The organism is Nonomuraea sp. NPDC001684 (genome assembly GCF_053596515.1).
The window spans coordinates 1-11,545 of record NZ_JBSFGJ010000297.1; the positions used below are offsets into that span (position 1 = coordinate 1).

An 11,545-nucleotide genomic window follows, 5' to 3' on the forward strand; every position below is an offset into this window, starting at 1 on the left:
CGGACCGGGCCGCGCGGCCGCGGACGCCCCCGGGCGGCCCGGCTCCGGCGCGAGCGCCCGGACGGCCACCGTGCCCCCGGCGGCCAGGACGACGACGGCGGCCGCCGCCGCCAGCGCGACGCCCCTCCGGCGGCCAGGACGATGCGGGAGGAACCGGGCGGGACGTTGCGGGAGGAACCGGGCGGGAGGCGGTGGCGGCTGCTCGTCCGCCATGTCGGCGAGGGTCTCACGCAGCAGGTTCTCGATGTTCAACGGAACTCCCTCACGGCGCTCAGCTCGGGGGCGGTCTTCTTCAGCCGCTCCAGTGATCGGTAGATCTGGCTGCGGACCGACCCCACGCGCACGCCCAGCAGGTCCGCGATCTCGGTCTCCGACTTGTCCTCGAAGTAGCGCAGGACGAGCATGGTCCGCTGCCGGGGCGTCAGCCGGGACAGCGCCGCCCGCATCGTCAGGCGCAGGTCGGCCGCGTCGGCGTGCCCGTCGCCGGGCCGGAGGTGCTCGGCGGCGTGCCGGTCGCCGGGCAGCAGGTACGCCGTGCGGAACAGCGCCCCCGACCGGTCGATGACGAACTGCCGCAGAACCGCCTCGAAGCCTGGATCCACCCGTCCTCCTCCTCATGTCACCCATCAAGGACGAGCGGGCGTCCCGGAACTATGCCGGACGCCGGGAAGGCCCAGAATTCGGCGACTTGAGTTCGCCCATAGGCGAACTCCTAGCGTCCATGCCATGACGGAAACCAACGCCGACAGCCGCCTCCGGATCGCCGTGGTGATCGGAAGCGTGCGCAGGCCCAGAATGGCCGACCCGCTCGCCGCCTGGCTGGAGCGCGAGCTCAGCACCATCGACTGGCTCGACCTCGACATGATCGACCTGGCCGCGGTCTCGCTGCCGATGCACGAGCTGCAGCCCGGCGGAGGGGCCGCGTCCCCGATCGGCGACGCGCTCGCCGGCGCCGACGGGTTCGTGTTCCTCGTCCCGGAGTACAATCACAGTTTCCCCGCCGCCGTGAAGAACGCGATCGACTGGCACTTCACCGAGTGGGCGTACAAGCCGGTCGCGTTCGTCGGGTACGGCGCCTCCGGCGGCATCAGGGCCGTGGCGCAGTTGCGCATGGTCTTCCCCGAGCTGCGGGCCGCCACGGTCCGCGAGTCGGTGCTGATCCCGATGGCGTGGGAGCACCTGGACGCCGGCGGCCGTTTCGTCCCCCCGCCGGGCACGACGCAGGCGCTGCACACGACGATGGGCGAGCTGCGCACGTGGGCGCGGGCACTGCGGTCCGTCCGCGTCACGGACCCGGCCGGTCGGCGGTGAGCAGGCTGACCGGGCCGGAGCTGCGCGCCGCGGTCGTCCTGATGGCCGGCGGGCTGCTCGCGGTGCTGGACGCCACGATCGTCGTGGTGGCGCTGCCCGCGCTGATGGCGGCGTTCGGGGCGTCGCTGAGCTCCGTGCAATGGGTCGTCACCGCGTACGCGCTCGGGATGGTGGCGACGATGCCGCTGGCCGCCGGGCTGGCCGCGCGCTGGGGCGCGCGGCGCGTGTACCTGGCGGCGCTGGTCGGCTTCGCGGTCGCCTCCGCCGCCGCCGGCGCGGCCGGCGGCCTGGACGGGCTGATCGCCGCGCGGGCGGCGCAGGGCCTCAGCGGCGGCCTGCTGGCGCCGCTGGGGATGGCGATCGGGTTCGGCGCGGTCGCGCCCGAACGCCGCAGCCGGATGACGGCGGTCACCGGGGTGCCGATGCTGGTCGGGCCGATCCTGGGCCCGCTGCTCGGCGCGGCGCTCCTGGGCGCCGGCTCCTGGCGCGCGCTGTTCTACGTCACCGTGCCGCTGGCGCTGCTGACCGCCGCGGGCGCGCCTGCCTGGTTGCCGGCCGGCCCCGCGGGCGGCCGGCGGGTCCGGCCGGACCTGGTGGGGGCGATCCTGCTGGTGCCCGGCATCGTCGCGGTGGCGTACGGCATCAGCGCCCAGGACAGTCCGGCCTGGACGCGGATCGCCGCGGTGGCCATCGGCGCGGTGCTGGTCGCGGCCTTCTGCGCCCGGGCGCTGAGCCGTCCGGAGCCGCTGCTGCGGATCCGGCTGCTCGGTGATCCGACGTTCGGCCGGGGCGCCGCGGTGCTCGCCCTGTACGCCGCCCCCTACTTCGGCTCGGCTCTGCTGATGCCCACCTATGTCCAGACGCTGCGTCTCGACAGCGCCTCGGTCACGGCGGCGCTGATGGTCCCCGGCGCGGTCGGCATGGGCCTCAGCCTGCAGGTCGCGGCCCGGCTGCTGGAACGGCTCGGCCCCCGGCGGGTCGTCGGCACCGGGCTCGGGCTCGTGATCGCGTCCGGCGTGGTCCAGGTGATCATCCTCGCGCCGGACACCCCGTACCCGGTGCTCGGGCTGTTCGCGCTGCTCCAGGGAGCGGGCACCGGCGCGATCATGATGCCGACGATGTCCGGTTCCAGCCGGAATCTCCACGGCCCCGACCTGGCCTCGGGTTCCGCGCTGTTGTCACTGGTGAGCACGGTCGCCAACGGCATGGGCACCGTGGCGGTCGGCGCGCTGTTCACGGCGCTGACCGCCGCGATGACCGGCGGCGCGTCGCTCGCGGCCCTGGCCGCCATGGACGCGGCGGACAGGGCGGCGCAGGCGGTCACCGTCACCGACGCCCTGCGGCTGACCCAGGCGGCGGCCCTCGTCGTGATGTCGGTGGCCCTCGTCGTACGATTGCGCTCTCCGGCCCGGCACTCGGCGACACCGGGCCGGCGGGAGTCGGCTGAGAGGACGGTGAGCGCGCCATGACCGTCACCGACCGTCCCGGCTCCGAGACGATCCCGGCCTCCCTCACGGTCGGGCAGGTGGCCAGGGCCGCCGGGGTGACGCCCAACGCCGTCCGCTTCTACGAGCGCTACGGCGTGATCACCGGCCACCGCAACAGCGGCAACGCCCGCCGCTTCACCGTCGACGCGGTCTGCCGGATCAAGCTCGCCCTCGCCGCGCAGCGGGTCGGCATCACCCTCAAGGAGAGCGCCGACATCCTCTCCGGCATCCCGCCCCTGTCCCGCGACCTCGGCCAGTGGATCGCCGCGGGCGAGGAACTGGTCCGGATCGGCCGGGCCCGCATCGACCAGCTGCAGACCACCGTGAACGAGCTGGCCACCCTGGACTTCCTCCAGTCCCCTTGATCGCCCTGCGGGCGTCGAGCGGCACGTCTGCCGCCCGCCCGCGGCCTTCGGGTGACTCATCCCCGATCGACAGGAACACATCATGAGCAACCTCCATGGCAAGACCGCGCTCGTCACCGGCGCGAGCAGAGGGATCGGCCGGGCCATCGCCCAGCGCCTGGCCGCGGACGGCGCGCGCGTCGCGGTCCACTACGGCGGCAACGACCAGGCCGCCGCGGAGACCGTCGCCGCGGTCGAGGCGGCGGGCGGGCAGGCGTTCGCCCTGCGGGCCGAGCTGGGCACGCCCGGCGACGCCGACCGCCTGTGGGCCGCCTTCGACGCCCGCGCCGACGGGCTGGACATCCTGGTCAACAACGCCGGCATCCTCAACGACGAGCCCGGCATCGAACACGTCACCAGACGGCAGTTCGAACGGCTCTTCGCGGTCAACGCCACCGCCCCGTTCTTCGTCACCCAGCTCGCACTCCCCCGCCTGCGTGACGGCGGCCGGATCGTCAACGTCTCCACGATGCTGACCCGCGGCTCGGCGATGCCGACGGCGATCAGCTACGCCATGTCCAAGAGCGCGCTCGACGTGCTCACCTCGACGCTGGCCAAGCAGCTCGGGCCGCGCGGGATCACCGTCAACACCGTGGCGCCCGGCGTCATCGACACCGACATGCACCAGGGCAGACTCGTCGGGGAGGCGCTGACCTGGTTGTCGTCGCTGTCCCCCATGGGCCGCGTGGGCACCCCCGCGGACGTGGCCGACGCGGTGGCCTTCCTGGCCGGCGACGACAGCCGCTGGGTGACCGGCCACTGGCTGGACGCCTCGGGCGGCACCCTGCTCTGACGGCGCGCCCCGGCCAGCCCCTACCCGAGCAGCCGCAGCACCCGCTCGGCCTGGACCGCCAGCGTGCCCGGCGGGTTGTGCGATGCCGCCGGGCCGCCGGGGCCGAGCTGGAGGAACCAGCCCAGTGCGATCAGAAGACGGAAGGCCCGCACGCGCCGGGCCTCCGCCGGGGTGAGGTCGACCAGGGCCAGCAGTCGCCGCGCGTCCAGGGCGCCGTCGAGGCGGGAGATGTGCTCGCACAGCTCGCCCAGCTCGAAGGCGCGATCGTTGCGGCCGGAGTCCTCCCAGTCGATGAGCCGGACGCGGCGGTCGTGCTCGTCCCACAGGTAGTTAGCGCGGTTGCCGTCGGCCATCCCGAGAACGGGCGGACGGGGATCGGTGGCGAGGCCGTCGGGCGCGGAGGAGTCCAGCCACGCGACGCCCGCGCGGTACGCCTCCCGCACCACGGGTTCGTCGCCGAGCTCGGGTCGCCGACCGGCCCAGGCGCGAGCCTTGGCCACGGCCGCCACGGGCCCCCAGGAGGCGGGGCCGACCGTCTCCACCACCTGGCGCGGCAGCCGGTGCAGCCGGTTCAGGGCGTCGGCCGTCGCCTGGATCTGCTCGCCGGTGGCCTGCTCGCCGCGCAGGACGCGGCCGGGCAGCCGGCTCATCACGATCAGCGGCGGACGGCCGTCGAGCGCGGCCCGCACGGGGACAGGGGCGAGGCCGGGGGCGTGTTCGGCGAGCAGGGTGAGCGCCTGCCATTCCCGGCGCGGCTCTCCCCGCCCCCACGAGGCGTACCGCTTGATCACGACGTCGTCATGGAATTCGAGGTCGTGCGTGCATCGGCCGGCCGTCATCTGCCCGTCGCGCCCCTTCCGTTCCCGTGCGGCCGGCGGGCGGGTGGCCCTCCGACCAGGTCTCCCGCGAGGGGACGGAAGGGCTCCGAGCCTATCGGTCGCCGAGGGGCACGCGTCGGCTGAGCGGAGCCCCGACAATGGGAACATTATGGACAATCACCTCACCGCAGCCACGAGGGGACGCGCGCGGGCGCGCGAACTGGGCGTCGTCGTCGGCACACTGCCGACCGGGCCGTTGAACGCGATCACCGACGTCGAAGGCGTCCTGGTCGGCCACACCACCCTCGACGACGGCGCCGACCTGCACACCGGGGTCACCGCCGTCGTCCCCCGTCAGCTCACCGCCGAAGGGCGGTCGCTGCCCGCGGCCGTGTACGCCGGCAACGGCTACGGCAAACTGGTCGGCTCCACCCAGATCGACGAGCTCGGCGTGCTGGAGTCGCCCGTCGTGCTGACCGCCACGCTGTCGGCGTTCCGGGTGGCGGACGCGCTGCTCACCTACCTGATGGACCGCAGCCCGGAGGGCATCTCCTTCAACCCGGTCGTGGGCGAGACCAACGACGGCTTCCTGTCCGACATCCGGCGCCGCCCGATCACCGAGCGGCACGTGCTCGACGCGCTGGAGGGTGCGTCCGGCGGGCTGCCCGCCGAAGGGTGCGTGGGAGCGGGCACCGGGACGACGGCGCTGGGCTACAAGGCGGGCATCGGCACCTCGTCCCGGCGGCCGGTGGCCGAGGGGGCCGCGGTGACGGTCGGGGCGCTCGTCCAGGCGAACTTCGGCGGCGTGCTGACCGTGGGGGGCGTCCCGATGCCGGTCGAGGAGCTCGTCCCGGGGGCCACCGGCGAGGAGCCCATCGGCAACTCCTGCATGATCGTGGTGGCCACCGACGCGCCGCTCGACGCGCGTCAGCTCGCCCGCCTGGCCCGCCGGGCGATCTTCGCGATGGGCCGCGTCGGGGCCTCGTACTCCAACGGGAGCGGCGACTACGCCATCGCCTTCAGCACCGCGTCGCCGGAGCTCCCGCGCCTGCCCGACGCCGGCCTGAACCCGCTGTTCGCCGCGGTCATGGACGCGGTGGAGGAGGCGCTGCTCAACTCGCTGTTCACCGCGACGACCACCACCGGCGTCCGCGGCCGGACCCGTCACGCCGTTCCGTACGACCGGCTGCCGCGGACCGGCGCGGGAGAGCCGGTCGGCTAGCTGTTCCGTCCCGTGAGGTCGGGCACGCGGCCGGCGGGCGGCAAGCCGGTCAGGACGCCTGGACCTCGTCGAAGACGGCGATGGCCGTGGCGGGATCCGGGCCGACGAGACGTTCCAGGCCGTCCGCCGTCATCTTCGCCCACCTGCCGGCCCGTTCCCACATCCGTTCCTCGAAGGCGCGGACGGCCTCGTCCGGATCGCCGGGGCCGGCGGCCAGGGCCTCGGCGAGCTCGGCGCCCTCCAGCATCGCCAGGTTCGCGCCCACCCCCAAGGGCGGCATGAGGTGGGCGGCGTCCCCCAGGAGCGTCAGTCCGGGGACGTGGTCCCAGGTGTGGGAGACGGGCAGGACGTAAAGGGGGCGGTCGGCGAACACGGTGCCGCGGCGCAGGAGGTCGAGCACGGGGTCGGCCCAGCCCTCGAACAGCGCCAGCAGGCGGGACCGCACAGCCTCGGCGCCGTCCGGGCCCGTGTCGGTGTCCGCGTGCCGGTCCAGCGGCGCGCGGAACTGGGCGTACACCTTGACGTGGCCGCCGCTGTTGCGCTGGGCGACGATGGCCCGGTTCACGCCGTAGACGGCCACGGAACCGTCGCCGATCAACCGGGCGAGGTCCGGGTGGCGGGTGTCGACGTCGTCGAGGGAGGTCTCGACCGCGGTGACTCCGGTGTACTGCGGCGTCGCGGCGGAGAGCGCCGGGCGAATCCGGGACCAGGCGCCGTCCGCGCCGACCACGAGGTCGAACGTCTCCTGCCGCCCGTCGGCGAAGCGGAGCAGCACGCCGTCCCGCGTTCCGGGCGTCACCTCCGTCACGGCGTGCCCCCATCGGACGTCCAGGGAGCCGAGCAGCAGGTCGCGAAGCTGCCCGCGGTCGATCTCCGGATTGGCCCGGTCGTCCGGACGGGGCCGCCAGTCGCGCAGCACGGTCCCGTCAGGGGCCAGGATGCGCATGGCCTGCCCCTCGGGACGCGACAGCGCCTGGAACTCGGCCAGCAGCCCCGCCTTGTCCAGCGCGCGCTGGCCCATCCCCTCGTGCAGGTCGATCGTGCCGCCCGGAGGACGGGCGTCGGGCGCGGCATCGCGTTCGAAGACGGTGACGGGATGGCCGTAGCGGTGCAGGACGCGGGCGAAGGTGAGGCCCGCGGGGCCGCCTCCCACTACGGCGATACGTTGTCTCATGTCGATACACTGTATTGCCGCGAGACGCCGTATCGCAACAGTACGATGTATCCATGACTGTGTGGGACCGTCCGGAGCCGCCGACCCGCCCCGCGCCGCTCGACCGGCAGCGGATCGTCGCCGCGGCCGTCGCGCTGGCCGACGAGGGCGGGCTGGAGGCGGTGTCGTTGCGCAAGGTCGCCGCCCGGCTCGACGTCGGCCCGATGCGGCTGTACGGATACATCTCCACCAAGGAGGAGCTGTTCGACCTCATGGTGGACGAGGTCCACGCCGAGATCCTGCCCGACGGGCCGCCCGGCGACTGGCGGGAGGCGCTGCGCGGCCACGCGGTCCGCACCAGGCAGGCCGCCCTCCGTCACGAATGGCTGGCCGACCTGCTCGGCGGCCGTCCGAGCCTGGGCCCGAACGCCCTCGCCGTGACCGAACGCACGCTGGCCGCCCTCGACGGCCTCGCCGACCTCGACACCGTCATGCACGCCGTGCAGACCGTCGGCGCGTACCTGACCGGCGCGATCAGGCGCGAGATCGCGCAGCTGCGGGCCGAGCGCGCCACGGGCCTGTCCAAGCTCGACTGGCAGCGCGCCTACGGCCCGCACGTGAGCCGGATGCTGGCCACGGGCCGCTACCCCACGCTGGCCAAGTTCGTGCACGACGGCACGGAGGTGGCCGCCGAGGAGTCCTTCGTGACCGGCCTGGAGTGGGTCCTCGACGCCGTGGCCGCCAGACTCGACCGGCCGGACGCGTGACGCTCCCCACACCGCCTTCCGGGGAGCCCTCCACGCCGCCCCCTGTGCCGCCTTCCGGTTCCGCCGCGGCGGCGCCCGCGGCGGCGGGCCGGCGGATGTGGCCGCTGTACGCGGCCGGGTTCACCACCGCGTTCGGCGCGCACGGCATCGCCGCCAACCTCGGCGGGTTCTCCACGGACGCGGTCACCTCGCTGCTCGTCCTCGGCGGGCTGCTGGCCCTGTACGACGGCGCCGAGGTGCTGCTCAAGCCCCTGTTCGGCAGCCTCGCCGACCGCATAGGCGCCCGTCCGGTGCTGGTGGGCGGGCTGGTGGCGTTCGCGGTCGCCTCCGGCCTGTACGTCGTCGCCGACAGCCCCGGCTGGTTGTGGGCCGCCCGCCTGGGCCAGGGAGCGGCGGCCTCGGCGTTCTCACCGTCGGCCTCGGCGCTGGTGGCCAGGCTCAATCCGGCCGCCAAGCTCGGCCGGGCCTTCGGCGGCTACGGCTTCTGGAAGTCGATCGGCTACACCCTGGGCCCGCTGCTGGGCGGCGTGCTGGTGTGGGCCGGCGGCCTGCGGCTGCTGTTCGCGGTCCTTACCGTGCTGGGCGCGGCGGTCGCCGTGTGGGCCGCGCTGGCCGTGCCCGCGGTGCCGCCGCTGCCCAAGGTCCGCCAGACGGTGCTGGACCTGGCGCGGCGCCTGGCCGATCCGGCCTTCCTCGCGCCGACCGCCGCGCTGGCCGGGGCCACCGCCGCGCTGTCGGTCGGCGTGGGCTTCCTGCCCGTGTCCGGCCGGGCCGCCGAGCTGGGCACGGTCGCGACCGGCGCGGCGGTGTCCGTCCTGGCGGCGTGCGCGGCGGTGGTCCAGCCCAGGGCCGGGCGGGCCCTCGACGAAGAGCGTCTGTCGACCCGTACCGGCCTGCTGGGCGGGCTGCTGGTCACCGCGGCGGGGCTGGCCTGCGCCATGCTGCCCGGCCTGGCCGGCATCCTGTCGGCCGCCGTGCTGATCGGGGCCGGGACGGGGCTCATCACCCCGCTCGGTTTCGCCGCCCTCGCCGCCCGCACCCCGGCCGAACGCATGGGCCAGACCATGGGCGCCGCCGAACTGGGCCGGGAGCTGGGCGACGCCGGCGGCCCGCTGCTCGTGGCCGGCGTCGCCACCCTGGCCTCGCTCACCTACGGTTACGCGGCCCTCGCACTCCTGCTCGCCGCCGGCCCGCTCGTCGCCCTCGCCCTGCGCCGCCGCACCCATTGAAGAACCGCCACGCCGGCGATCCCTCGCCGGGGTGTCCCACAGCATGGCCCCCACGAGCCCGTGTCGGCTCAGTCTCATACCCGACAAAGGTGGTACGGAAGATGTCGGGCCACCGGGGCCGGTGTCGTCGCAGGCTGGCGGCATGAATGACACGACCTTGGTATCCCGTTTCCTCCGCGACGGCTTCGTGAAACTGGAGGGAGCCGTCGCGCCGCGCGTGGCCGCAGACTGCGCGCGGCTGCTGTGGCGGGAGACGGGTTGCGACCCCGACGACCCGTCGACGTGGACGCAGCCCGTGCACTGGGTGGGCGGCATGGCGCAGGGACCGTTCGCCGCCGCGCCCAACTCCCCCTTCCTGCACCACGCGTACGACCTGCTCGTCGGCGCGGGCCGCTGGGAGCCGCGCTACTCGCTCGGCACGTTCCCGCTGCGCTTCCCCCACGAGGACGAGCCGGAGGACGCGGGCTGGCACATCGAGGGGAGCTACCTGCCGGAGGGCGAGACCTGGTACTTCACGAATCTGCGCTCCCAGGGACGGGCGCTGTTGATGCTGTTCCTGTTCAGCGAGGTCGGCGAGGAGGACGCCCCGACTCGGATCCGGGTCGGCTCACACCTCGACGTGCCGAAGGTGCTGGAGAAGTACGGAGAGGACGGGGCGAGCGGGCTGACCCTCGCGCCCGATGTGGTGGCGGCGTCCGACCACCGGCCACTCGCCCTCGCCACCGGGTCCCCGGGCGACGTCTTCCTGTGCCATCCGTTCCTGGTGCACGCCGCGCAACCGCACCATGGGGTGCGACCGCGCTTCATGGCCCAGCCGCCGCTGATGCCGGCCGCGCCGTACGAACTGGAGCGGGCTGACGGTGCGTACTCGCCCGTGGAGATCGCGATCCGCCGGGGCCTGGGACGGGACACCCCCGGTCCGGACGGGGACGGCGCCGGCAGCAGCGCCGGGTAGACCTGCTTCACGGCTATCGTCGGCAAGATGGCCGTGAAGAGGGACGAGGACGGAGGCCAGCCATGCTGGAGCGGCTGAACCAGGCCCTGGAGCACATCGAGCGCCATCTCGACCAGGCCATCGACGTGGAGCAGCTGGCACGCATCGCGGCCACCTCCGAGCACCACCTGCGCCGGATGTTCTCCGCGCTCGCGGGCATGCCGCTGTCGGAGTACGTCCGGCGTCGTCGGCTCACCCTCGCGGGCGCCGAAGTGCTCGCGGGGCGTGAAACGCTGCTGGAGATCGCGGTGCGCTACGGCTACGGCTCCGGTGAGGCGTTCGCGCGGGCGTTCCGTGCCATGCACGGCATCGGACCAGGCGAGGCCCGGCGTACCGGCGCCGCACTCAACTCCCAGTCCCGGATGGTCTTCCGTCTCGTCATCGAAGGGAGAAGCAGCATGCGGTACCGCGTCGTGGACAGGGCGGACTTCACCGTCGTCGGGTTCAAGACCCGGGTACCGCTGGTGCACGCGGGCCCGAACCAGGCGATCATGGACTTCGTCCGTGGGATCGACGCACAGACTCTGGAGCGCCTGGAGAAGCTGTCGGACCAGGAGCCGCATGGCATCGTCGCGGTCTGCGACGACATGGACCCCAGCCGCGCCGAGGGCACCGAACTCGACTACCACCATGGCGTGATCACCTCCGCGGCCGCTCCGGAAGGCACGACCACGCTGGACGTCCCGGCCGGTACGTGGGCGGTCTTCACCACCTCCGGGCCGGCGCCACAGGCCATCCAGGAGCTGTGGCGGGACGTGTTCACCGAATGGTTCCCGTCGAACCCGTACCGCACCCGCACCGGTCCCGAGATCCTGCGCATCCACCTGTCGCCGGACAAGACCGAGGCCGACGCCGAACTGTGGCTCCCGGTGGAACCCGAGCACAGCTGAACACCGCGGCGCTGTGGACATCGCCGCCATGGCGATCACGACGCTGCCAAGCCTCGCTCTCGCCCGCCGACGCTCGTCCGGGACCAACGGCGGCGGCCCACGGAGCGAGCGCCAATGCTCCCGGAACCGAAGGGCCGCCACGACAGCGAGGCGGCCTGGTGACAGCGGGGTGACAGGCGTCGTTCGGGGCGTGTTAGGCGTCGATCCCTATAACCGTTGGCATGTCGATCACCGACCTCCTCCGCCGGGAATGGGCCGCCTTCCGCCGTCCCGGCCGCCTGACCGCCCTTGCCGTCGCGGTCCTCGCCGTCATCGGGCTGGGCCTGTTGTCGGCGTCCGGGAGCCGCTCCTCCTGCGACGGCCCCTGCCCCGCCACCCCCGTGGCCGCCGACGACCAGCTCACCTGGCACGCCGGGCGGGACCGGCCGCAGCCGCGAGTCCACCAGATGGCCGTAGACGCCCGGCAGGGGACGGCCC

At 74.0% G+C, this 11,545-nt stretch carries 13 protein-coding genes and 1 pseudogene; 10 read left to right on the forward strand and 4 right to left on the reverse strand.

Features of this window, described 5'->3' with window-relative positions; translation table 11 throughout:
* Both ACWCSD_RS36125 and ACWCSD_RS36130 read right to left on the reverse strand, forming a co-directional pair.
* Positions 1–252, reverse strand: a pseudogene (locus tag ACWCSD_RS36125) (hypothetical protein); the annotation flags it as partial.
* Positions 249–602: a sigma-70 family RNA polymerase sigma factor gene (locus ACWCSD_RS36130; RefSeq protein WP_449921728.1), complete on the reverse strand. Its 354-nt coding sequence runs from the start codon at positions 600–602 to the stop codon at positions 249–251. The gene ACWCSD_RS36130 and the pseudogene ACWCSD_RS36125, both read right to left, overlap by 4 nt.
* A gap of 124 nt (positions 603–726) precedes the next feature.
* Here ACWCSD_RS36130 and ACWCSD_RS36135 point away from each other — a divergent pair, with 124 nt between their 5' ends.
* From ACWCSD_RS36135 to ACWCSD_RS36150, 4 genes are all read left to right on the forward strand, one after another.
* Entirely contained in the window at positions 727–1,311 is a 585-nt protein-coding gene (locus ACWCSD_RS36135) for an NADPH-dependent FMN reductase (protein ID WP_397157039.1), read from the forward strand.
* Entirely contained in the window at positions 1,308–2,780 is a 1,473-nt protein-coding gene (locus ACWCSD_RS36140) for a DHA2 family efflux MFS transporter permease subunit (protein ID WP_449921731.1), read from the forward strand. The genes ACWCSD_RS36135 and ACWCSD_RS36140 overlap by 4 nt, the downstream gene beginning before the upstream one ends.
* Positions 2,777–3,163: a MerR family transcriptional regulator gene (locus ACWCSD_RS36145; protein WP_358287032.1), complete on the forward strand. Its 387-nt coding sequence runs from the start codon at positions 2,777–2,779 to the stop codon at positions 3,161–3,163. Before ACWCSD_RS36140 ends, ACWCSD_RS36145 begins: the two co-directional genes overlap by 4 nt.
* A gap of 82 nt (positions 3,164–3,245) precedes the next feature.
* Entirely contained in the window at positions 3,246–3,995 is a 750-nt protein-coding gene (locus ACWCSD_RS36150) for an SDR family oxidoreductase (RefSeq protein ID WP_449921736.1), read from the forward strand.
* A gap of 20 nt (positions 3,996–4,015) precedes the next feature.
* On the opposite strand, the gene ACWCSD_RS36155 is transcribed toward ACWCSD_RS36150, so the two are convergent.
* Positions 4,016–4,834, reverse strand: a complete 819-nt coding sequence (locus ACWCSD_RS36155) for a phosphotransferase family protein (RefSeq protein ID WP_449921738.1) — start codon at positions 4,832–4,834, stop codon at positions 4,016–4,018.
* 148 nt (positions 4,835–4,982) lie between these two features.
* Between ACWCSD_RS36155 and ACWCSD_RS36160 the strand changes: the two genes are divergently transcribed.
* Complete coding sequence (locus ACWCSD_RS36160; RefSeq protein ID WP_449921741.1) at positions 4,983–6,035, forward strand: P1 family peptidase; 1,053 nt, start codon at positions 4,983–4,985, stop codon at positions 6,033–6,035.
* 49 nt (positions 6,036–6,084) lie between these two features.
* Here the strand turns inward: ACWCSD_RS36160 and ACWCSD_RS36165 are convergent, their stop codons facing one another.
* Entirely contained in the window at positions 6,085–7,209 is a 1,125-nt protein-coding gene (locus ACWCSD_RS36165; RefSeq protein WP_449921743.1) for an FAD-dependent oxidoreductase, read from the reverse strand.
* A gap of 53 nt (positions 7,210–7,262) precedes the next feature.
* Here ACWCSD_RS36165 and ACWCSD_RS36170 point away from each other — a divergent pair, with 53 nt between their 5' ends.
* The 5 genes from ACWCSD_RS36170 to ACWCSD_RS36190 form a co-directional block, all read left to right on the forward strand.
* Positions 7,263–7,955: a TetR/AcrR family transcriptional regulator gene (locus ACWCSD_RS36170; RefSeq protein ID WP_397157050.1), complete on the forward strand. Its 693-nt coding sequence runs from the start codon at positions 7,263–7,265 to the stop codon at positions 7,953–7,955.
* 44 nt (positions 7,956–7,999) lie between these two features.
* The gene (locus ACWCSD_RS36175) at positions 8,000–9,184 is read left to right on the forward strand and encodes an MFS transporter (RefSeq protein ID WP_449921746.1); all 1,185 of its coding nucleotides are present in this window, start codon (positions 8,000–8,002) and stop codon (positions 9,182–9,184) included.
* Between the two features lie 142 nt (positions 9,185–9,326).
* Positions 9,327–10,139: a phytanoyl-CoA dioxygenase family protein gene (locus ACWCSD_RS36180; protein WP_397157054.1), complete on the forward strand. Its 813-nt coding sequence runs from the start codon at positions 9,327–9,329 to the stop codon at positions 10,137–10,139.
* A gap of 62 nt (positions 10,140–10,201) precedes the next feature.
* Positions 10,202–11,068 (forward strand): AraC family transcriptional regulator, encoded by an 867-nt coding sequence (locus ACWCSD_RS36185; RefSeq protein WP_449921749.1) that lies wholly within the window; start codon positions 10,202–10,204, stop codon positions 11,066–11,068.
* A gap of 221 nt (positions 11,069–11,289) precedes the next feature.
* A partial coding sequence (locus ACWCSD_RS36190; protein WP_449921751.1) for a hypothetical protein occupies positions 11,290–11,545 on the forward strand: 256 nt, incomplete at its 3' end.

Excerpts from the sequence above, each read along its gene's own strand:
- ACWCSD_RS36135 (WP_397157039.1), top strand. The coding sequence starts at position 727 with ATGACGGAAACCAACGCCGACAGCCGCCTCCGGATCGCCGTGGTGATC.
- ACWCSD_RS36145 (WP_358287032.1), top strand. The coding sequence starts at position 2,777 with ATGACCGTCACCGACCGTCCCGGCTCCGAGACGATCCCGGCCTCCCTC.
- ACWCSD_RS36150 (WP_449921736.1), top strand. The coding sequence starts at position 3,246 with ATGAGCAACCTCCATGGCAAGACCGCGCTCGTCACCGGCGCGAGCAGA.
- ACWCSD_RS36155 (WP_449921738.1), bottom strand. The coding sequence starts at position 4,834 with ATGACGGCCGGCCGATGCACGCACGACCTCGAATTCCATGACGACGTC.
- ACWCSD_RS36160 (WP_449921741.1), top strand. The coding sequence starts at position 4,983 with ATGGACAATCACCTCACCGCAGCCACGAGGGGACGCGCGCGGGCGCGC.
- ACWCSD_RS36165 (WP_449921743.1), bottom strand. The coding sequence starts at position 7,209 with ATGAGACAACGTATCGCCGTAGTGGGAGGCGGCCCCGCGGGCCTCACC.
- ACWCSD_RS36170 (WP_397157050.1), top strand. The coding sequence starts at position 7,263 with ATGACTGTGTGGGACCGTCCGGAGCCGCCGACCCGCCCCGCGCCGCTC.
- ACWCSD_RS36180 (WP_397157054.1), top strand. The coding sequence starts at position 9,327 with ATGAATGACACGACCTTGGTATCCCGTTTCCTCCGCGACGGCTTCGTG.
- ACWCSD_RS36185 (WP_449921749.1), top strand. The coding sequence starts at position 10,202 with ATGCTGGAGCGGCTGAACCAGGCCCTGGAGCACATCGAGCGCCATCTC.